A 22588-nucleotide genomic window follows, 5' to 3' on the forward strand; every position below is an offset into this window, starting at 1 on the left:
ATTAAGTAAATAATACCATTTAATCGCATCGTTGGGGGTTTCAATAATCACTTAATACGTAGAGAAACCCAGTTGAGTGTCTTATGCGAAAAAGATGATACGGTGAACCTTATCATAACTAAGGACAAGTTTTTTACGGAATTCCTTGAGGGACATGGATTTGTATATATGTGTGCAGGTTTCGGGCTATTGACTTTCAGCTTCGTCTTCTTGTTCAGCCCTTAGTTGGTTAAAGAAATCATGACATGATTGAGGAGTGAGGGAGGTACCACTACCGCGCTACAAGATGAAAATATCTATTTGTACATCGAACATTGTGCATCAGATCAATGAAAATGATGTGATAGCTAAACGTTGAACTGCTCTTAATTCGAATTCCTCTGTGTATGAATGAAAAACTTGTCCCTTTTTATCCATGAAAATGTCCCCTCCAAGTTGTCTCGATGTCTCATTATAACATGAGGCTCTTTTCGAGCGTCTACTTTGAGAGGATAATCCCAAAACTCCTCGATTTTTATAAAATGTTGCATCAAAATAGGAGACACCTTCAAGTTTTATTTTATTAGTTAGATAGTTGCTCTTATCTCTTTGCAATCATTACGCTAAAAATTCATTATCAACAATTTGGAATGTCATAAGAGTCTCATCGATCACTCTATTCTTAAATTCATTTCCACAGTCCGTGTGAAACCATTAAATTTCGCTCAAGTTACCTTCTACCGAGGCGAAGGCGCGAGATATTATTTGAAATGGCCTTTTAGCTTTGTTTATAGTTTGATTATATCTGAATAAAACTTATTTATCCTCTTTTATTTGTTTATTCTCTACTGTTGTTTCATTCGTACTTGTCCGTTTTTCCATACTATTTAACTCATAGATTTTATGAATTTTTTCTTGCCAATTCATTTTTTCTTCTAATATGGCTTCTTTCAAAGATAAAGCATGTTCTCGCTTTAAGTTCTCCATCATTTGATTAAATTCGAATTCCTTCCGGTCTAGTTTTTCTTCAGCCTCTCTAATCTGCATCTCATATTCTTTTTTACTTTGATTAAATTCCTCTTTTTGCTTACTCATGGTTTCCTCTAAAGACTTTATATCCTCTATATGTTTATCTTTCAGCTTCTTCATTTCAATTTTTAATTGTTCATTCTCTACTTTTAAATCATCATACGCCTCTACCTCTTTTTGCAGCATTTGATTTTTATCAGTTAAGAGACGGTTCATTTCTTCCAACGTTTCTGTAGATTTAGCATGCTGATTCATTTTTACCTGAAGATCTTTATTCTCGAGAATAATACGCTCTAACTCTTCAGCATAGTTCTTACTCTCTTTTGTAAGCTTTGCTACCTCATCTTTAAGATCATCCATTTCAATTTTTGAAGCCTCAACTAACTTCTTAGCTTTCTCTTTACTCTCACTTACCGCCGTATCTCCGCGCTGATAAACCCTGATAAATAAATTAAAAATAATATTCATGTGTTTCTCCAGATCTTTTAAATCGTACTCCAGCTCTGGGTTCGTTTCACGAATATTATGTAATGTTTCTAAAGTCATCAGAGACCTAAGCCACTCAGCGCCTTCCATACCTGATTCTGCGATCTTCTCATTCACTAATTTTTTAAAATCACTATCCATTTTAAACGATTTGACATCATCTTTAGCCATCTAAAATTCTCCTTTTAGTAAACCGGTAAACTCTTGATATAACTAATGGTTTACCGGTTTACCACTATTATTTAGTATAACTATACCACAAAAAAACAGGTGCATATAGCATGAAATTTGCCTGGAAAGGTGGTATAATAACGATAGAATCCTAAATTCCGATAAGATAAGCGTATCGGAACTTAGGATTGAAAGCAAAAAGAGGGAGAGAAGAAGAGAGTAGTGTAGTAGAAGAGAATAAAAAAGTAAGTGAAGTTAAAGTGAGTGAATGAGGTCGGTTTGTTCAGTCATTAAGAATACGAAAAAGGTAAGAAGATTAGTAAGAGGTGAGAATAATGAATGATAATATACATAATGCTGGATCATTCTTAGCTGAAAATAAGGATACCAGCATACAAGAAGCAAGCGAGGTATTGCATGCTCTTATGGAAGAGGCAAATACATATGTCTCTAATGCAAAAGCGCAAAATACCGTTCGTTCCTACCAGTCCGATTGGAGACATTTCACATCATGGTGCGATAGTTTTGGATTACCTTCGTTACCTACTACAGAGGAAACTTTTGCTCTCTATCTTACAAGCCTTGCTAAAGACGGATATAAAGCAAGCACAATTCAAAGAAGGATAAGCGCAATTACCCAAGCGCATACGGCTGCGGACTATGAGACGCCTAATACCAATAAGATTCGTTTGGTGTGGGCTGGTATTAAACGCACGATTGGAACAGAAGAGAAAGGAAAAGATCCTATTATCCTAGATACACTTAAGCAAATTCTAGAGGTAATTCCTGACCGGCTACTAGGGATAAGAGATCGAGCATTACTTTTACTTGGATTTGCGGGTGCTTTTCGAAGAAGTGAACTTGTAGGTATTGATGTAGAGGATATTAAACCGGTTAAAGAAGGAATTGTGATTTCTTTGAAGAATTCAAAGACGAATCAAGAAGGGAAAAAGGAAGTAGTTGCTATTCCATACGGAGAGAATCAAGATACCTGTCCAGTTCATGCTATCAATAAGTGGTTAGAAGCAGCGAATATTTCAGATGGTGCTGTATTTAGATCCATTAATAGACATGGGCAAGTTTCTGAAAAAAGATTATCTGATAAAGCGGTAGCTATTATAGTGAAGCGATATATTGAGGCTGTAGGTCTTAATGAAGAAGACTATTCGGGGCATAGTTTACGTGCCGGGTTTGCGACAACTGCTGCTATGCTAGGAAAGAGTGAGAGGTCGATAATGAAGCAATCTCGTCATAAGTCAGATTATATGGTTCGTAAATATATTAGGCACACCTCACTGTTTGAAGAAAATGCAGCAACAGATATTGGATTATAGAAGTAAGTACCTGATCTTGTTACGCAAATATAAGCTCGTTGATTCGAATGTACGTTCAACCTTCTTCTAATGGCTAACAAACAGTGTCTTTTTTCTTCGTTATATCGATTAGATGTTTGACTTTTCTCCGTTAGAGTAAAAAAGATTCCCTCCGGTTGTCCAGTGTTAGAGTTCATTTAACATGTTCTCTTTACTGTTTGCCATGTATCCATTAGCTTCTTTATTTTTTGCCATTATGCTTAGATGTATAGCTCACAGACTGATTCTCGTGTGTGAATGTTGTTGTGAAGGATCAGGCCATATGTATTTATAATTTGAACAAAGTGTCGCATCTCATATTACAATCCGTCATATGAAAAAACTATTATATTAGTAATAGGGCACTAAAGAACTAAGTATCATTAAAAGAATTGCCGTATATTGTATGATAATACGTCAATATCCGTTCTTTATTATGATATAAAATCATTCCCCCCTCTTTTTCTTACATCAGTTTAATTCCTACGTAAATGTCGACTTTAGCTTGAAAAGATTCAGATATAACAAGAAATTAGTATAAATAAATTTACAAAATATGCCGATTAGTCATATATACCTATATTGCTCCCATCTATTTGAAATAGAATCCATTCATAACATAGTTAGGTTTTTAGTATTATTTACGATATACTACTTCTTGGGTTTTAGGACAAAAGTATTAGATAAGGTTTATTTAAGAGATTACATATACGGGGTGTTAAATAAATGGGGTTAAATAATTTTGTGATTTCTAGTCCTAGACCATTACCTGTTTTCATATTAGTGGATGCAAGCGGAAGTATGCAGGGACCGAAAATTGATATGGTAAACAATTCACTTAAAGAAATGGTGGCTACACTTTCAAATATTGAAGGAGCCAAGGGACAAATTGAAATAAGCTTAATTAAAATAAGTGATTATGTAGAAGTCATACAACCACTAGATAAAGTAGAAAATATTGTGTTGCCACAATTGGTTGCAAATGGAAAAACACCCATAGGCAAAAGTGTGTTAAAAGTGTTAGAAATGATTGAAAACAAATCAATTGTTCCTGATCGGGCATATACTCCAGTAATCATTTTAATTAGTGATGGCATTCCAACAGATATTACTAGGGAAATGTACGAAGTAAGGCCATTAAATAAGCATCAATATTTAGAGTGGACACCATTTGAAAAATTTCATAATTCTATAAAAAGTAAAAATTGCATGAGGATGGCTTTAGGGATTGGAGAAGACGCTGATTTTGAATTACTAAAAGCATTCATCAATAAAGAAAATGTTCCTGTAATTAAAGCAGTTGAAGTACCTACCATTGGTAAGTTTTTTGAATGGGTAACTCAAACGGTTAGCCAACGTTCAGTTAGTGCGAATCCAAATCAGTTTGAGGGAATACCATTCGAAGATTTATTTCCGGATGATGCTTTGGTTATATGAAAATGAAGAATAAGATCTTTCGTGCTGACTTTGATGAAAACATAGAAGATACATGTAAAATAACATTTAATGCGATTTCCGTAAAAGGAGAACGTCATCAAAGAAATAATGAAAATAACCAAGACTTTTTCAAATGTAATATAGAGAATAAATTAAAATATGCGATTGTAACTGATGGCTTAGGTTCTGCTAAATACTCCCACATAGGATCGCAAAAAGCTACAGAATTACTTGAAAAAATGATAAATGAAAAGTTTCATGCCGAAGAAAACTTATCGGAAATCGATGTTTATGAATTTAATAGTGAATTTCTTGAAACATGGAGAATGAGTTTTCACGGTGATTTTAGAGATTTTGATACAACATTACTCTATATTATCATTTTTACACATGGAATTTTAGTTGGAAGTATTGGAGATGGGTTGATTTTATACTCCATGCAAAATGAAATAGTCTATATAAAAGAAAAGAAGAACTTTTTTTCTAATCAAACCTATTCTTTAGCATCAGAACATGCTATTGACTTTTTTGATTCATCATATACTACTGCTCAATTTAATAGTCAGTTGCCAATGATATTTATCCTTGCCACTGATGGCGTTTCTGATGATTTGGAACCTGAAATGGTCAATCAACTACCCACTTTTCTGTACGGTGAATTACAAGAAAAAGGGTTGATAGGGATGCAAGAGGTTATAGAGGATTGGATCATTAACTGGGAAACAGAAAATCATTCTGATGATAGAACATTTTGTTTACTCGCTATCTGGAAAGGCTGAGAATAAGAATGGAAGTATACAAAGGTAAGGAAGTTAAGGATACGGAAGGCCGGAAATATATCATAAATAATAAGATTGGTGAAGGAGCTCAAGGCGCTGTTTATGATACGGAAAACGACACTTTCTTAATCAAAATAGTTAGAGTGGATGAAGATCAGCGTCAGCCTACGGTAGATCGTTTCAAATGGATTATGAAGCAACGAATACCGTCTGAAGCTAGGATTATCACACCAGTTGCTATATTAGAACAACCATTAACGGGTTATGTGATGAAAAAAGCAAAGGGTCATGAATCCTTAAATAAGTACATATATCCGGGAAATGTTAGTAATTTAGGTGAGTGGTATAACATTCAAACTGGTGGGCTTAAAAAAAGATTCGAGATAGCTATATCTTTGAGTAAGTGCTTTCGTCAATTGCATTTACAGGGTTTATGCTATTGCGATGTTTCCCCAAATAATATTCTTATTTCAAGAAATCATAGATCTATTGTACTGATAGATTCAGATAATCTAACTTCTACAAGTCTTTTTACATCATCAATATTAGGAACACCTCGTTATATTGCGCCCGAGCTATTTATGCTAAGTAAGCAGCCTAATTCAATTACAGATACTTATTCTTTTGCGGTTATTTTATTTGAACTTTTAAGACTGGGGCACCCTTTAATTGGGGATGTCATTTTAAATGGAACGCCTGAGATGGAAGAGGATGCTGTAAAAGGCCATGTTGTATATGTAGATCATCCAAATGACGAAAGTAATAGAAACTCTTCAATTCTACCAGCAGATGTTCTTTTGACCGAAGAGTTAAGGGGATTGTTCCAAAAGATGTTTGTTGATGGGTTACATGAACATATGAAGAGACCGACATTATATGAATTTACTTCTGCACTTCAAAGAGCAGAAGACCAATTAATAAAATGTGATAATATACAATGTCATGCTTTTTATTATGCTCAAGATGGGCATGCGCAAGTTTGTCCTTGGTGTCGTCAAAAGAAAAATGAATTTTGTAAAGTTCACATAGTGGAAACTGCAAATTTTACAGATGAATTCTTTGAAAATGGAAAAGAAAAAATCAGCAGAACACTTTCTACGATCGTCTTAAACGATGATGCTATCGCTATATATAGCAGACACGTAGGATCTTTAGTTTCTCAGGACTCTGATAAGGCGCTTGCTATAATCAAAAAAGTGGATGATAAACATGTTATCATGAAAAATTGTAGCCAGAATAATTTCTTTATTCTTAACAAAGAAACGCGCAGTAGGGAACTCTTAAAGCCAGATGAAACAAAGAATTTGAATATGGGTTTAGACAATGTCATTTTTGATATAGAAGAAAATATTAGTGGTATTAGTGATATTTTTAATAAAAACAATAGAATTAGAGGTATTTTTTTTAATGTTAATTAGGAGGAAACTGAGTGAAAGCCACTGATATAAGTTTTGGTCAACAACATCAATACAATGCCAGAATTAATGTTCCTTTAGAAAAATCATTTGAAGGAAGATTTGTCAAAATGATTCCGTCGGGTGGCGGAATTTTTCTTGTTAAAGGTGTGGGAGCGAATAGTTTAGTTGAGGTAATACTGCCCGAAAATTCATTGCAAAATGTAATTTATGAATTGGAATATTATAAAGAAGCATGTATAGTCCGAATCGACGCTATTAATTATATGTCCATTTTATTTACAATTATTAAATTCTCACAATCAATTCAGTTTAATGAGAATGAAGCTTTGAAATTTGTTATCAATAAAGCAATTGAAGCTGATTTAAAAAAATTATCGGTTCATTATAATCCAATTGATTTCTTTAAAGAAGAATTTTTAGTTGAGGATATTTGTTTTGCGCGAACTAAAAACTTAGATAAGATTACTTTAATAGGAACAAAATACACATGTGTATTTCAAAAAACAAGCCAAAATATTATGCAAGCTATTGAAATAAAACCCTTGCGAAATAGATCTGCTATAAATGGAACGATTATAGTATTTAGAGGGTTTATTTCTTTTCAGGATCACCTAAACAATGCTCAACTTTCAATTGATGCAATGAAAAAATACCATGAAAGTTTGAAAGATACACATGAGTTGTTAAAACTTTGGAATTTATATAGTGAATTAGAAACAGAATTAGCGAAAGAACAAATTGAAGAGCTTGGAAGTTTAATCTATACTTCTACTTTTAGTAAACTGGGGGGAAATAGTCGCCTTAAGCAAGTTTTTTATCTTGATAAAAAACCATCTTCTGTATTTATAAAATCAGATAGAGGTTATGCGGTATCAAGTTCAGAAAGTTTTATTAGTGATGACATCACTAGTTCACGAAGTTTTTTTATTGGAAGTGAAGCAACTTTGGAACCTAAGCGCCAAAGCGGCCAATACGAACTTACAATTGAGTTAGAAGACGAGAATATCACAATTCCTCCATCTGGATATCTCATGGGAAGTTTCACCGGATCGAAAAAAATTGCTGAGCGCAGAGAAAAGGCACTAAACAAAATATTAGATGGAAAAAATCCATTGGTAAATTTGAAAATAATTTTACAGTCAGGCGTTTCCGAGCAAATTGTGGTGAAACATAAGGCACCCGTTACAGAAGAATTGTTGAGAAAAATCTTTGGAACAAAAAAAATGAGTTTTACAGAACGACAACGAGAAGCTATTGATATAGCAATTAATACACCGGATATAGCCATAATTCAAGGTCCGCCTGGAACTGGTAAAACAACTGTAATAAGGGCTATCATAGCAAGATTAAATACGGTTTATGACGGGAATATTCGTATACTAGTTTCTAGTGCCCAACATGATGCAGTAGATAATGCTATTGAAAATGTAGAATATGGTGGTCTACCAGTTAACCGTATAGGCGGAAAAAAAGCCAATTATTCTACGGATTCCGAACAATCAATTTTAAAATGGATTTCTGCAGTTACTAAAGGCTGTGAAGAGGTTTTAAATCGTGAGGAAAATGGACAAGAAAGAATAGTCATTCGTGAAATATTAATGATTCTGCAAGATATATATAAACATAAGAAAAATCAAAAAGAAGTCCAAAATTATTTCAAACAAATGTATCCCCTATTAAAAGAAATTACTGTCCATCCTAGTATTGTTATAAAAATTGAACATCTCATTAAAAATACTCGTTATGAAAAAGAAAATACTTATAATATGGATCAATCAGCATTTGTAGAACTTTTGCAAAAACAGAGAGTGACCATAGCATCATATATGGATGATGGGAGATACTTCTTATCACAGCTTGTTCGTTTTGTCCAATCGAATCTTGAGATTGATGTGGAAATACCAGATATTTGGAACGAATTGAGGTTGGCTGTAGATGAAGAAGAAGTAAATCAATTGCTCCCAAAATTTAGAGTAACGATTGAATCACTTATTGATCAATTTAACAACGATGAACCTACAATTACGTTAGATGAAAATTTATTTGATTTAGATGTAGATTCTATTTTGACTGAGATACATACCTATTTTGAAGATTATTTTTATAAAGGAGCTCAAACTGTATCAGATATTCTTTGGGACTTTAAAGACCAACTTGAAAACCCTGAAAAAATTACACAACTAATTAATAAATATACAAAAATAAATGCAGCTACATGTCAACAATCGGTATTAAACAGTGTTTCAACATTAAATTTGGATTTAAACAAATCAGACAAATCAAACATAGTATACGATTATGTCATTATTGACGAAGCGGCAAGAGCTAATCCACTGGATTTATTAATACCAATGAGCTTAGGAAAACATATTATTCTTGTTGGTGACCACAAACAATTACCGCATTTGTTGGAAGAAGATGTAATAGGAAAATTACTAGAGCATAAAAATGATCCAGAAATAAGAGAATTGCTGAAGGAACCATTATTTTCGAGATTATATAATATGCTGGAAAAAACCAAAAATACCTCTCATGCACGAACAGTTATGCTAAAAGATCAATATCGGATGCATCCTAAGATAGCCCAATTTATTAGTGAGTGCTTTTATGAAAATTCTCTATCATCCGGTGTAACTGCTGAACAAAGACAGCATAATTTAGATCGATATAATAATTTGCCTATCGCATGGATTGATGTTCCGCAATCGTTTGGACAGGAGAGTACAGCTGGCGGACAAAGCAAAAGCCGGAAATATGAAGTGGATAAGGTAATGGAGGAACTCCAATATATTTTGAATTCTAATACAGAATATTCAATTGGGATAATTTCTTTTTATAAGAAACAAGTAATGGATTTACAACGTGAAATCGAAAAATTATCAATGCAAGATCAAGTCCGTATAAAGGTCGGTACAGTCGATGCATTCCAAGGTAAAGAATTTGATGTCGTTATACTTTCTACCGTACGTTCAAATAACAGGAAAGATAAAAAGAAAAGTGTTGGATTCTTAGATTCGAGAAATCGTTTGAATGTAGCTTTTAGCCGGGGCAGAAGACTAATCATTGTGGTCGGAGACGTTGAAACAGTAGCGCTAAAACAGGAACAAGTTATTATTAAAGAGCTTCACGATTTTTATCAACTTTGTAGGAAAGAAGGGTATTATGAACACCTTTAAGTACACAATTAATTTAGGAAAAAAAAGCGTAAAGCCTCATTTTTTTCGCAAAAAGATTGCCTGGCCTGTTTATGCTTGGAAAACTATTCTTCCAAGTTTCTTAAAGGAAGAACTTGATATATTACAAAAACTCATTTTATCACTCGCAAAAATAAACAAACTTAAAGATTATACAATTTTTCGTCAACTGGGAATATCAAGTGAATTAATCAAAACGGTTCAAGAATCGTGTGTGCAAAAAGGATATCTAGGCTTAAATAATCTCATTACAGAAAGTGGAGAACAGGTTTTAACCAATAGCATGAATGTGGAACAGGACATGCTGATGAACTATGAGCAAATTTATATTTTTAGAGATGCTTTAACAGGGGACATTATCCCTAACTTTAAAGTAAGTGAATTGCCAGGAGAAGAAAAGCTCCAATATGATTATGTATTTGAAATAACTAGCTCAAATTATAGAGATCAAAAACCAACATTTATGGATATTGGTCAGGCGTTAAAAATTCGCCAACGGATTAATAGAATAACAGATGTGTTACAAAAAGATTATGCAAATGAAGTCGTTGATGCAGAACAACTCAGTAGTTTCGATGAAATGGATTTTTTTATTGAGGAAGTAGACTGGCAATTAATTGATGAAGATGGCCATATAGAATATAAAAGTTTGAAGGACAAAGAAGAACAAACAGAAATTAAGAAATCCGAGGAATCTACAACTACATTTAAAATTGTAAGTATTAGATCCGATATTCTTTATTTAGAAGCAGATCTATACGTTGATCCTGATTTACCTGAAAAGATAATGGTTACTTCACCCTTTGGCGAAAATGAAGACGATTGGTTTACAAAACATATGTTGCTGCATGCTCAGAAAAGCGATTGTCTTCAAGAAGATATAGAACTTTTCATGCTGGAAGCCAAAGAGGAGTTAATTGATAAATATCCGTTTAATAATTATCTGGATATTGAATTGTTTAGAAAATATCCTTCTATTGCAAACTACGAAAACTGGAAATCACTTAGAAGTCAGATTGAATCAACTGAAAGATCCTATAATCGATTAATTGAAGGTGATGAGGACTATGATACATTCTATATGCGTGCCCAAAGGTCCCTAGAAGGTGTTTTAAAATATTGCATTGAAAAGATTCCAAATAAAATGGATGTAATGAATTCTGTTACAAGATACAATTTTACAGATTCTTTAAAACGAATTGCTGAGAACCTGCGAATTGATATACCTTCAAACTTATTTAGTCCCGACTTTTATAATCGCCTAAAAAGTGTAGCAAACAATAAAGGGATTTCAAGTAAGGATCGTGCTCTATTTTTGGCATTTGATGCTTTTTATCATCAGGAAGAAACCCCTTCTTTGCAATTGTTAAAAAACATACCAGACTTTTATAAAAGAATTAACATCATAACTAACGTAAGAAATAAAACGGCTCATTTTACTGAGGAAATAGAGACAGTTGAATCGCGAAATTTCACGATTATTAAACAGGAACTTGACATTTTATTAGATAGCTTAATTGCATATTACTTAAAATAAAGGAGCCCTTCAATGGCTAAAACAAAAAAACAGCGTGGGAACGTTTTTAACAGAAATGATAACCAACCCACTAAACTAGATAAAGTAAGAGAAATTGCTGAGCAACATAAACAAATTAAAGAGAAAGAACTGCTTGAAGATGAACGTGTTCAACTAAAAATTCAAGAATATGATGAAAAAAAAGCTGAGTGTGAACGTCAGATGGAAGAAAAAGAAGCAGAATTGTTAAATAAAGAACTTGAACTTGAAGAAAAATACGAATCGTTAAAAACTAATCTAATGAAAGAAATCAAGAATGAAGAACATCAGTTGGAGCTTGAAAAAACGAAGTTAATAGAAGAAAGAGGAAAAATCACAGAAGAAAAGGAAAAAATGATTGAAACATTAAAAGCTGAAGAAAAAACTATTCAGGAAGCGTATAGAAAAGAGCTTCATCAAACTTGGGAGAAAGATTTACAGTTAAAGCTTAAGGAAAATGAACAGATTGTGGCAAAAACAGAACAGAAATGTCAGGAAGCGTTAAAGCAAAACGAAGAATTGCTTTCCAAAGCAAACGAGAAAGTATTGACTGCTCAGAAAGAGGCACATCAAATTAAATTGGAAGCGGAGAATGAAAAATTAAAAATTGTGCAAGCCGCTCAAAAAAGAATAGAAACTGAATATCAACAGCTTGTAAATGATTTTGAAACAAAAATGACTATCTTGATAGAAAAGGAAACTGATATACGAAAGAGAAAATTGGAAATTGAGTTGAAGGAAGAGGATCTTGGTTTCATGAGACAAGAACTCATTGATAAACGTAAATACTTTGAATCAAAGCTTAATGAGCTTTCTCCGCAAAAAGTAGAAGAACTAAAGTTTGAAATCAATTCTATCCAAGAGCTGCGACAATTAGATCAAGAAATTATCCAAAAGCAAAAAGAAGATATTCGCCACTTATCAAAGTTTATTCCTGAAGATGAACTAAGATCAGTACATACGATTGTGGAAGAGTTAGAATCTGTAAGAAGAGAGAATATGAGACTGAAAGACGACTTAGCTCAGTATCCTTCACAAGAAGAACTGATGACATTACGGAACAGCATTAATAAAGTAGATCTTCTACAAGACAAGCTAAAAGAAGAACAGCGTCTAAAACTTGAAGCTGAAAATAAAGCTAATTCTCTCAGCTTAGGTGTTATTGAACTTGAACAAACAAAACGTGTGACAGAGACGTTAAAAACATTAAATGCCCAGCTGCAAGATGAACTAAATAAGATTAATGAAGTGTATAAAGCAAGTTCACAAAGTAGGTTTTCTGGTCTATTAGAGATTGATCGTGAGATTTCTAAGCAAGATGTAGTTAAAGCAACGAGAAACAAATTAAATTTGAAACAATTAGTACAATATCTAAGAAGTTATGGCGCTTCAAAATTAGGTTTATATTATAGTGAAAAAACGATTCGTGCTTTTATTGCATCATTAGCTGCTTCTAAGTTATTGATTTTACAAGGACTAAGCGGTACCGGTAAGTCTAGTTTACCTAGGTTATTTAAAGAAGCTTTACAAATCGAGCATAGTTTAGTGCCAGTTCAGCCATCATGGCGTGATAATAGAGAGTTACTAGGATACGATAACGATTTTACTCATAAATTTAAAGAAACGATTTTCACAAAAAAAGTATATGAAGCTAGTGCAACTGCCAATAGAGAAAACATCTACTTAATTGTTTTAGATGAAATGAACCTAGCACGCATTGAGTATTACTTTGCAGATTTTCTAGCTGTACTTGAAGAAAGTCCAGAAAATTGGGTAATTCCTTTAGTTTCAAATAATGATGAACCGAATATAGATAACAGACCAAAATCTTTAGTTAAAAATCACACGAGTCTATTTGTTACACCAAATATTTGGTTTATAGGTACGGCTAATAGGGATGAATCGACATTTGGTATTACAGATAAAGTATATGATCGGGCTCAAGTATTAAACTTCAATTCCCGTGAAGAAGAATTTAATGTTGATGAACCAATGCAGCTACGCGTATCTTTTAGTGAATTTAGTGGTTTGTTAGAAGACGCCCAATTAATAAGAGCTAATTGCCTAAATGAAGAGGAATGGACACAGATTGATTTGATCGATGAGTTCTTACGAGAAAAATTGGATATAACATTTGGTAATCGTATTAAAATGCAAATGGAAAAATTCGTGGCAGTATACGTCTCTGCTGGCGGAACTAAATTAGAAGCTATAGATCACATAATCTCGAATAAAGTCTTACGTAAACTAGAAGGTAGATATGAAACATACTTGAAGGCTAGTTTAAAAGATCTAAACGAATTATTTGATATCGAATTTGGCAAGGAACACTTTACAGAGTGTAAAATGCTAATCTCACAAAAAATTAATCGTTTAGGTGGTTAATAAGATGAGACTGCTATTAAGAGATAGTTCAGGTTATAGTAATGAGCTAATAGTCAAAAGTCAAACAATTAGCATTGATAGTTTTTTTAATTATTTAGAGTTAATTGTTAATGAGGAAACATTAAGTGAAGTGAAAATTAATAATATTTTATTTTCATGCAAACGAAGTGAAGATGGAAGCTATATTATTCCATGCTATATGAGTAGGGACAATCATACAGTGATTGAAATGATCATAGATAATAAGCCCATTCGTATAGTGATAAAGTTTTCTGATGAACTTTTTATCGGAGAAAAAACAATTGATAGTTTTGCTGATTTCCATCGAAATGTAAAGGATTGGTTGGGGGATCAGAAAAAAACAATCGAAAGTTTGTTAGATGCGATTAAGGGGGGAAACATTCATTTACTCCAGATTATTAATCCTCTAACTGGACTCGATGACCAGACACTTTTAGAAGAGATATATAAGGTAATGCCATTTGCATTGGATATTTGCACAAAGCCAAGGCAGCATCTACTTATTGAAGAAGAGATCTTAGATGTGGAGTTGGTGAAGCGAGTAACCCCTTCCTCACTCCAACATCTTGCCTCCCATTCAGAGCATTGGCGTTCTAGAACGATTACTGGGCTGATTCCCTCGAGATTAAGAGCAGAAGTGTATGAAGACGATATTAATATTTATGAAAATATATTTTTTAAAATGGTTATAGAAGCAATTTTAAATTATGTCGTTAGAAAACATGAAGAAGTAAAATTAGCTATCTCACAAAAAGATACGTTACACGACTGGGAATTCTATGCGACTGAGATTAATGATTATAAAAAATTAGAAATGTTGCATAGTTTATTACCTGAATATAATAGTGAATCTGAAGAAGGAATTAGAAGACAATTTAAAGAACTTGAAAAACTGATATTAACGATCGAGAAACAGTTGTCTTCCGTAGTTTCTACGCCGTTTTTCCAAAGCATCAATGCAAGTAAACGACTGGAACTACCGATTCAGCCAACAAATATTATTAATATGGATAACAGATATAATGAGCTGTTTAAAATATGGAATAAACTTCTAGTTATCAGTACCAAAACTCAGCAGGACCTAACTGGCTCAAGTATCTTAGATATTGACGAATATTACCAAGTTTATATTCAGATTCTAAGCATCTATTCATTGCATTTATTGGGATATCAATTCAGTGACGATTCTTACCTGGAGTTAATAACTGAAAGTAAATTTAATTTTCATATTCAATTTAGCAATGAATATTGCGTGATAGAAGCTAATAATCAGAAAAAGGGTAAAAATGATATTACGTTCAGAATGGAAGAATCATTATCATATGCTATAAAAGTGCCAAATTCTTTTCCAGTATCATTTAAAGACTATGAAGAAGAAATGACATTTAAGGAGATTTGGAGTGATAATGAACAAATCTTACTGTTTAGAAAAAAACCTAATGAGACTTTAGAAAAGCAATTGAGTCAGGTAATTAAAAAATATGTTGATGAACAGCAAAACCTGACAACAAATCAAAAGATCTATCTAAAAAATCTTGATAGGGATTGGCGAAAGCATTTAACAGAGGAAATTTCTAGGATACCAGAGAACCGAACGTTTACTTTGAATTTGCATACACTTTTCAATTTGATGGGGGATTCTGAAAACAATTTACAAAAATACACAACTAGTATTCTAGATTCTGTACCATCTTCGTATTCCAATGTAACAGATATCTTTATTCTTCCTATTAATTTAGCTGATTTCTCTAAAGTGGAAAACTCAGATCTTTTACAAAGGCTAATTAATTTCGGAGAAGCATATACAGAAAATGATGCAAAAAAATATGGCGATTATCAAGTGGGAATTCTTCCTATTAGTCAAACAGATTTACGCTCTATCCAGAGATTAAGTAAGTTGTTTAATCTTTTTATTTATCGCCAGCTAATCCGATGGTCAACTGTTTTCAAAGAATGCCCAGCTTGTGGCTCAGCTAATATCACGAAAACAGATGAACACACCTGGCAATGTAGAAGTTCGGATTGCCACTTAGTTTGGGGGGTTACTAGGTGTTCACACGGATGCAATGAATTTTATGAGTGGATGAAACCGAGTCTTAAACCAAGATTAACTAAATTTCCAAATCCTAATTTAGAGGGATTTCATTTAGAAAAAATACTTCAAAATGAGATGCTATTTGATCGAATGGTTATTACAGCTTTTGATTTTCAAATCGGTGACAATAATGAATTCATATATAATCCAAGGTGTCCAAAATGCGGGAAATCAAAACTCCATTGATTAGATGTTATTTAACGTTCTTATTTATATTTATGTACAAAATATTGTTCTTATATAATCACTGTGTTTTTAGTTATGTAACAAAGCTGATTCCTTTTAAGCTTAAGGTTCACATGAAACTATTATCGGCAAAGTTCTTAACTGAGTACTTCGTTTATTCTTTGAAAGAGCACCACGTATGAAGGGCGTATGAAGGTGCTCTTTTTTTTATGTCCTACCATATGAATGAACCGTGAGGAAGTCTCAAAGAAATTTAATCTTGTATTCCAAACAGGTTTGACCTTACTCATAGTAATTGAAATAAAAGAGCACCCGCGTTAACGCTGTGCTCTTTTTAACGTACTATCCTTATTCCTTCATTGATCATTATTTCACAGAATTTCACCTAAGTGATGGTCTGTATCAACAACATTAAGTGTATTTGTATTTGCAATTAACTTTTAGGTTTACGGTGGAAAAAGCAGATTAACGAGCCAATCATCTCCTTTCATGTTATTTTATATTACATATTATTATGATTTAGATAACTTCAGAATTCTATCAGTGCGACTAAAAAGTATGATTTGATAAGATTTCTGTTCCTAAATATATAGTTTTCGGCTGGTTTTGTGAATTAATCACACAAGAAAATAAGATCTATTATGAATAGTTTACAATGACATTCTTATACATATGTAATATAATTTAACAAATAATAAAGGTAAGATAACATGAAATGTTAGGTAATTATTGTTTTTTATTTTATATTAAGGAGTGGATTTTGATGCATATGATCTCAAGGCCGTATTCCTTTCCATTTGATGGAGACCTAAGAGCCGAAAATACGGCGCTGATTATTATTGATATGCAGATTGATTTCTGCGGAAAAGGCGGTTACATCGACCAAATGGGCTATGATCTGTCTTTGACACGACGGGCAATCGAGCCGATTCAGCGGATACTCAATTGTGCTCGCAGTATCGATGGGCTTACCGTTATCCATACGAGAGAAGGGCACCGCGAAGATCTTTCTGACCTTCCAGCTAACAAAAGATGGCGCAGTAAGCAAGCCGGTGCAGAAATCGGATCAGAAGGACCCGCAGGCCGAATTCTCGTTCGTAATCAGCCAGGTTGGAACATTATTGAAGAATTGACCCCACTACCAAGTGAAATCATTCTCGATAAACCTGGAAAAGGATGTTTCTACGCGACGGATCTCGATATGATACTTCGAACTAAAGGCATTCGGAATCTCATTCTGACGGGAATTACGACAGATGTCTGCGTACACACAACGATGCGAGAAGCGAATGACCGCGGATATGAGTGCGTTCTTCTTGAAGACTGCACCGGAGCGACCGAGCCAGCTAATTGTCAAGCAGCACTAAATATGATCACAATGCAGGGCGGGATTTTCGGAGCCGTCTCTGACTCCGAGGCAGGAATTTCCGCTCTCAGACAACTTCAAAAAAAGACCGTGAAATAAAATTCGGTATTTCAATTTGGGGGATGATTTCGATGAGAGAACACGAAAATCAGATACTAGAAGAAGAGTATGAAAACTCCGCTGTTCCTGCCAAAGCACGTAAAAGTCTTTTCTCCGTGTCTATGATCTGGATCGGATTCCCTATGATTATGACCAGTGCGGTTACTGGTGCAACCATTATTGGTGGTCTTGGGTTCTGGACTGGGATGCTGTCCATTCTGATTGGAAATCTCATTTTGTTTGGTTATGTGGGTGCTCTTGCAATGCTATCGGCGAACAAAGGATATAACTTTTCACTTCAATCGGCCATTACCTTTGGTAGCAAAGGGGCCCGCGTTGTGTCAGGCCTGTTGTCTACACTCGTTATCGGCTGGTTTGCAGTCCAAACCGGCATGACTGGCAGCAGCATGCATGATGCTTTTGGCAGCAACGCATTCCTCATCACGTTTATTGCCAGTGTACTATTTATAGTACTAACTCTCTTCGGCGTAAAAGCACTCACCTATATCGGAGCAGTATCAGCTCCATTTTTCTTCCTCATTGGACTGTGGGCTGTCCACGATGCAACCAAAAACATTGGATTCTCCTCCATCACCGGTTTTCAAGGGACGGGTATGATCAGTATGGGTCTCGCGGTAACGATGGTTATCTCGCTATTTGCTGATTCTGGAACGATGACCGCTGACTTTAATCGCTGGTCTAAAAATAAAAAGCAGGCGCTGGCATCTACGTTTACAGCATTTCCGCTTGCCTGTATGATCGCCATGGTTTTCGGGGGCCTGATTGCAGCTACGGCTAGCCAAAACTCTGATCTATTTCTATATATAGCCGGCAAAGGCGGTATGATTGCCTATATTTCGAAACTCCTCCTGTTCCTAAATTTGGGTAGCGTCTGTGCCCACTGCCTCTACAACGCGTCTGTCGGCTGGTCCAGCCTGACGGGTCGTAAAATGCGGGAAACAGCTGTTGTCCTTGGCGTAATCGGCACAATCTTTGCCGTATCCGGAGCCTGGAACCATTTTTTTGACTGGCTTAATTTGCTCGGCATTATCGTGCCTCCGATCGGCGCTGTTATCCTTTGCGATCAACTCTTTCTTCGCAGGAAAGCCGATATCAGCCAAACGGTGCGAATTTCCGCTTTTGCCGCTTGGGTGATCGGTGCTTTTATTGGTCTGATCGTAGACCAGTTTGCTCCGTTTCTGTCCACTGCCGTAATGTCCATGCTTGCTGGCGGTGTAGCATATACAGCCATTATGCTGGCAAAAACAAGCTTCTTCACACCTGCAGAACCGGTGAAAAACCTTGCCATAGAGCCAGCACAAAAACAAAGTTAAGGTAAAGGAAAATGCCATATGAACAATGAACTGCTGCAATCTGCAGATACCGAATTTACTTGTGCTGATATTCTGAGGCTCCCGCATCTAGTAGGCATACGCCTGCGGGCAGGGGAGGCTGGACTTCGCCATCCGGTAACCCATGCCAATGTTATGGAGGTTCCCGATATATCTGACTGGGCCCAAGCAGGCGAGTTTTTGATGACAACGGGATACCCTTTTCGGAATAATCCTGCAATGTTGTCCGGCATGATCCCTAAATTAGTTGAAAAAGGCGTAGCCGCGCTTGGGGTGAAGACCAAACGCTTTATCGCTGAAATCCCCGAAGATGCAATCGAACTGGCAGAAAAGTATGGCTTTCCTATTTTCGAGTTACCTCCCCATACCGTGTTCTCGGAAGTACAGCGGGAAACAATGGAAAGAGTACTCGCACAGGAGACTGAAATGCTAAGCATACTGCATCAGCACGTGCAGCAGTTGTCGCAGTTGATGTTGGAAGGAAAGCCGCTGGATGAATTTATTGCTTGTCTTGAAGCCATCATGAAACGTTCGGTCGCTCTTTTCGATGACAGTGGTCTTCTGTATGCATCTGAAACAGGGACTGAATTAGAAGAAATTCTAGAAGGAAAGACGTTTGGCCAGTGGATAGATCTTGGAACTGGGAAGGATGCAAAAACTACTGTAGTTCATGAGGATTTACCTGTTCGAACTACGCCTATCCATGCCAATGGAAGGGAGCGATCTGCCGTGTTGTTTACGGCGGATTTTCCTATTCCGCATTCAAAGATGGATATTCTTCTTCTAGAAAGGGTCCGTGTTCTAATTGGGATGGAGCTTTCGGCCATACGTATGCGCAGGGAAATTGAATCTAAATATATGGATCAGTTTTTACAAGATTGGCTTCTTGGCCGTATTCCTACAGAAAAGGACATTCACATGAGAGCAGAAGCTAGCGGCTTTTGTTTACCGGTTCTAGTACCTATTTTCGTTATACTCGCTAGGCCGCTAGATCAGCGGCTACACCCGGGAAGCCTTAAACAGGCCGTGATACATCTGCGTTCCATAAATGTCGCGGAGAACACCCAAAAGCATCATAACCATATCCATGGAGTTGTTATTCGGGACCAGCTCGTATTCATCGCAGCCGGTGCAGATGCCGATTTTGCAGTGCGTTCCGTGAGGGAAGAGCTTGCTTTGATGTTTAGTCATCCCGATGAGCCTTCTTTTTCTCTATGTACCGGGAAAGGTGCTCTATCGCTTGATCAGGTTCAAGACAGCTACCAGGAAGCAGTGAAGGTGGCTTTGATATCTGTAATTACAGGAGTCAGGCAGCCGCACGTTACCATGGAGCAGCTCGGCATCTACCGCCTGCTGTATTTACTCTCTGACGAGGAGGAGGCCAGTTCGTTTCGGGATCAATATATCGAACCTCTCGCCGCTTACGATAGCAGTCATGGATCTTCCTTGCTCCTTACTGCCACAACCTATTTGGAGTACAATTTAAACGCGAAAAAAACCGCGGCTGCGTTATTTACTCACTACAACACAGTCATGCACCGGCTAGAACGGATTGAAGAGCTGCTTCAGATCAGTTTTGACCTCGCAAACGACCGCCTGCAGCTGGAAATGGCAATAAAGCTGTATGCCATGCAGGCTAAATTCAGCAAAATATAACCTGAATTGAGTTAAATATGTTAAACAAGAATGGAGCGGAAGTGTCATGGAAAACATATGCACCTTCACAGGCAAAGCAAGCTTGCCCAAGTCATTAACCATTACCTGTTTAATAGACCTATATCAAGAACAGAAAATTACCCCAATCCAGGTCATTGAGGAAATTATAGAGCGTGCTAATGCGGATAAAGAGATGAACATATGGATTGAAGCTCCCACCATGGAAAGAATTGCACCTTATCTTAAGCGACTAGAAGCCTTAGACCCAGCAAATTTTCCATTATGGGGTATTCCTTTTGCGGTCAAAGATAACATAGATGTAGCGGGCTATCCAACAACTGCTGCCTGCCCGGATTTTCAATACGAACCAGATGAGCATGCTTTTGTTGTCCAAAAATTAATTGACGCGGGGGCTATTCCTGTTGGCAAAACCAATCTGGATCAATTCGCGACAGGTCTTGTCGGCACCCGAAGTCCATATGGCGAAACGCATAACGCCTTGAAATCAGAGATGATCAGCGGCGGTTCTAGCTCCGGATCCTCTGTCGCCGTAGCCCGGGGTCAAGCGGCTTTTTCCTTGGGGACGGACACGGCTGGCTCAGGAAGGGTGCCTGCTGCCTTGAACCGGCTGGTTGGCTTTAAGCCAAGTCTTGGTGCATGGTCGGTCGGCGGGGTTGTCCCTGCTTCGGCAAGTCTAGATTGTGTCACGGTATTTACGAACCAGCTCCAAGATGCCCTAACAGTGGATCGAATCGTCCGCTCTGTAGATGAAGAGGACTGCTGGTCGAAGGCAGTCCCGCTAAAGCCTAGGCAGGCTCCGCTAAAACTGCTGATTCCCGAACAAACCGATCTGTTCATTGGACCATTTAAGGCAGAGTATGAGCAGGCATGGAAAGAGGCACTGCAGCGGATCGATTCCTTAGGTATCTCGATTGAACTAATTGATATCTCTTTGTTCGAGGAAGCAGCAAAGTTATTATACGGTAGCGCCTGGGTGTCGGAACGCTGGGCTGGTCTCGGAGATTTTGTTCAAAATCATCCCGGCAGTGTTCTTCCGGTAACAGAGCAAATATTGAGGTCTGGTGCTGATAAAAACTATGACGCAAGTTCAGTATTTCAGGCTTTGCACCTGCTGCAGCAATATAAAAAGAAGACTGACGTTATGCTGGATAGCGCCGTGTTAGTTCTCCCAACCTGCGGAGGAACTTGGCGCCGAGAAGATGTGGCTCTGGATCCTCTAAACACGAACCGTGAACTGGGGCGTTACACCAATCATTGCAATCTGCTGGATTTGTGCGCTATTGCGATGCCTGGGGATGATGCGGCGGAGGATTTGCCTTTCGGAGTTACGTTCTTCACCCTTTCGGGACAAGAGCATCTGACAGAGTATGTAGCGGGGAAATTCGAAGGTAGGAACAGCCCGGCTATAGAGTCTGAGCTTTCCGTAAAGACTGAAACTACGCTGGTTGCCGTATGTGGCTTGCATATGCGGGGCTTTCCGCTCGAGAAGCAAATGCACGATTTATGTGCACGATTTGTGATGGAGACATTAACCGCTCCAAATTATCGCCTTTTCAAGCTGGACACCTTGCCTGCCAAGCCGGGGATGATCAAAGTTTCAGAAGGAGGAGCGCAGCTTCAGCTGGAGATATGGGAAATGCCTTTGTCGGCCTTCGGCAAATTCGCAGCATCTATTCCTGCTCCGCTGGGAATCGGGAAAGTTGAGCTGGAGGATGGGCGAGAGATTCCTGGATTCTTGTGCGAAGCTTATGTCGCTGAAAGCTTATGTGATATTACTGCATCAGGGGGATGGAAGAAAGCAGTATCAGTGACCGGACAATAGAAAGGACTGCATTCAAGATCGATTGGTAGGAGCATAGATGGTAACAGAAGTTCCGATCATAGTTCCTTTATCCTGAGCATCTGAAACCGGATGGGGCAACCTATTCAGATAATTTGTATATAACTGATTTGCCTTCTTGTACAATTAAGTATAAGAAGGCTTTTTGACTTGTTAAAAAACACATT

13 protein-coding genes are annotated in these 22588 nt (G+C 36.6%); 12 read left to right on the plus strand and 1 reads right to left on the minus strand.

All coding sequences use genetic code 11. The annotated features are described in order from the left end of the window. Window positions 1-795 precede the first annotated feature (795 nt). The gene (locus tag H9647_RS20400) at window positions 796-1665 is read right to left on the minus strand and encodes a hypothetical protein (RefSeq protein ID WP_191803507.1); all 870 of its coding nucleotides are present in this window, start codon (window positions 1663-1665) and stop codon (window positions 796-798) included. Between the two features lie 335 nt (window positions 1666-2000). On the opposite strand from H9647_RS20400, the gene H9647_RS20405 reads away from it, so the two are divergent. The 12 genes from H9647_RS20405 (at window position 2001) to atzF (ending at window position 22403) form a co-directional block, all read left to right on the plus strand. Continuing rightward, window positions 2001-2999, plus strand: a complete 999-nt coding sequence (locus tag H9647_RS20405; RefSeq protein WP_191803509.1) for a site-specific integrase — start codon at window positions 2001-2003, stop codon at window positions 2997-2999. 744 nt (window positions 3000-3743) lie between these two features. After that, window positions 3744-4454, plus strand: coding sequence for a vWA domain-containing protein (locus H9647_RS20410; RefSeq protein ID WP_191803511.1), 711 nt, complete (start codon window positions 3744-3746; stop codon window positions 4452-4454). Then, window positions 4451-5233: a protein phosphatase 2C domain-containing protein gene (locus H9647_RS20415; RefSeq protein WP_191803513.1), complete on the plus strand. Its 783-nt coding sequence runs from the start codon at window positions 4451-4453 to the stop codon at window positions 5231-5233. The genes H9647_RS20410 and H9647_RS20415 overlap by 4 nt, the downstream gene beginning before the upstream one ends. An 8-nt stretch (window positions 5234-5241) precedes the next feature. After that, a complete protein-coding gene (locus H9647_RS20420; protein ID WP_191803515.1) occupies window positions 5242-6651 on the plus strand; it encodes a protein kinase domain-containing protein in 1410 nt (469 codons plus the stop codon). Between the two features lie 11 nt (window positions 6652-6662). Further along, on the plus strand, window positions 6663-9827 hold the full coding sequence (locus H9647_RS26220; protein ID WP_191803517.1) for an AAA domain-containing protein: 3165 nt from the start codon (window positions 6663-6665) through the stop codon (window positions 9825-9827). Beyond that, on the plus strand, window positions 9814-11382 hold the full coding sequence (locus H9647_RS20430) for a hypothetical protein (protein ID WP_191803519.1): 1569 nt from the start codon (window positions 9814-9816) through the stop codon (window positions 11380-11382). Before H9647_RS26220 ends, H9647_RS20430 begins: the two co-directional genes overlap by 14 nt. 12 nt (window positions 11383-11394) lie before the next feature. After that, entirely contained in the window at window positions 11395-13785 is a 2391-nt protein-coding gene (locus tag H9647_RS20435) for a hypothetical protein (RefSeq protein WP_191803521.1), read from the plus strand. A 4-nt stretch (window positions 13786-13789) separates the two neighbouring features. Further along, the gene (locus tag H9647_RS20440; protein WP_191803522.1) at window positions 13790-16087 is read left to right on the plus strand and encodes a DUF2357 domain-containing protein; all 2298 of its coding nucleotides are present in this window, start codon (window positions 13790-13792) and stop codon (window positions 16085-16087) included. A 763-nt stretch (window positions 16088-16850) separates the two neighbouring features. Then, window positions 16851-17552, plus strand: coding sequence for a biuret amidohydrolase (gene biuH, locus H9647_RS20445; protein WP_191803524.1), 702 nt, complete (start codon window positions 16851-16853; stop codon window positions 17550-17552). A 32-nt stretch (window positions 17553-17584) separates the two neighbouring features. Further along, window positions 17585-18886, plus strand: a complete 1302-nt coding sequence (locus H9647_RS20450; protein ID WP_191803526.1) for a cytosine permease — start codon at window positions 17585-17587, stop codon at window positions 18884-18886. A gap of 18 nt (window positions 18887-18904) precedes the next feature. Beyond that, window positions 18905-20560 (plus strand): PucR family transcriptional regulator, encoded by a 1656-nt coding sequence (locus tag H9647_RS20455; protein WP_191803528.1) that lies wholly within the window; start codon window positions 18905-18907, stop codon window positions 20558-20560. A 46-nt stretch (window positions 20561-20606) separates the two neighbouring features. After that, entirely contained in the window at window positions 20607-22403 is a 1797-nt protein-coding gene (gene atzF / locus H9647_RS20460) for an allophanate hydrolase (protein WP_191803530.1), read from the plus strand. Window positions 22404-22588: the final 185 nt, after the last annotated feature.

The sequence above is a fragment of the Paenibacillus gallinarum genome (assembly GCF_014836635.1).
Classification (GTDB): Bacteria; Bacillota; Bacilli; order Paenibacillales; family Paenibacillaceae; genus Paenibacillus; species Paenibacillus gallinarum.

Bases quoted from the DNA above. Each gene is read 5' to 3' on its own strand.
- H9647_RS20440 (WP_191803522.1), top strand. From the start codon at position 13,790: ATGAGACTGCTATTAAGAGATAGTTCAGGTTATAGTAATGAGCTAATA.
- H9647_RS20435 (WP_191803521.1), top strand. From the start codon at position 11,395: ATGGCTAAAACAAAAAAACAGCGTGGGAACGTTTTTAACAGAAATGAT.
- H9647_RS20420 (WP_191803515.1), top strand. From the start codon at position 5,242: ATGGAAGTATACAAAGGTAAGGAAGTTAAGGATACGGAAGGCCGGAAA.
- H9647_RS20405 (WP_191803509.1), top strand. From the start codon at position 2,001: ATGAATGATAATATACATAATGCTGGATCATTCTTAGCTGAAAATAAG.
- H9647_RS20410 (WP_191803511.1), top strand. From the start codon at position 3,744: ATGGGGTTAAATAATTTTGTGATTTCTAGTCCTAGACCATTACCTGTT.
- H9647_RS20415 (WP_191803513.1), top strand. From the start codon at position 4,451: ATGAAAATGAAGAATAAGATCTTTCGTGCTGACTTTGATGAAAACATA.
- biuH (WP_191803524.1), top strand. From the start codon at position 16,851: ATGCATATGATCTCAAGGCCGTATTCCTTTCCATTTGATGGAGACCTA.
- H9647_RS20400 (WP_191803507.1), bottom strand. From the start codon at position 1,665: ATGGCTAAAGATGATGTCAAATCGTTTAAAATGGATAGTGATTTTAAA.
- H9647_RS20430 (WP_191803519.1), top strand. From the start codon at position 9,814: ATGAACACCTTTAAGTACACAATTAATTTAGGAAAAAAAAGCGTAAAG.
- atzF (WP_191803530.1), top strand. From the start codon at position 20,607: ATGGAAAACATATGCACCTTCACAGGCAAAGCAAGCTTGCCCAAGTCA.
- H9647_RS20450 (WP_191803526.1), top strand. From the start codon at position 17,585: ATGAGAGAACACGAAAATCAGATACTAGAAGAAGAGTATGAAAACTCC.
- H9647_RS20455 (WP_191803528.1), top strand. From the start codon at position 18,905: ATGAACAATGAACTGCTGCAATCTGCAGATACCGAATTTACTTGTGCT.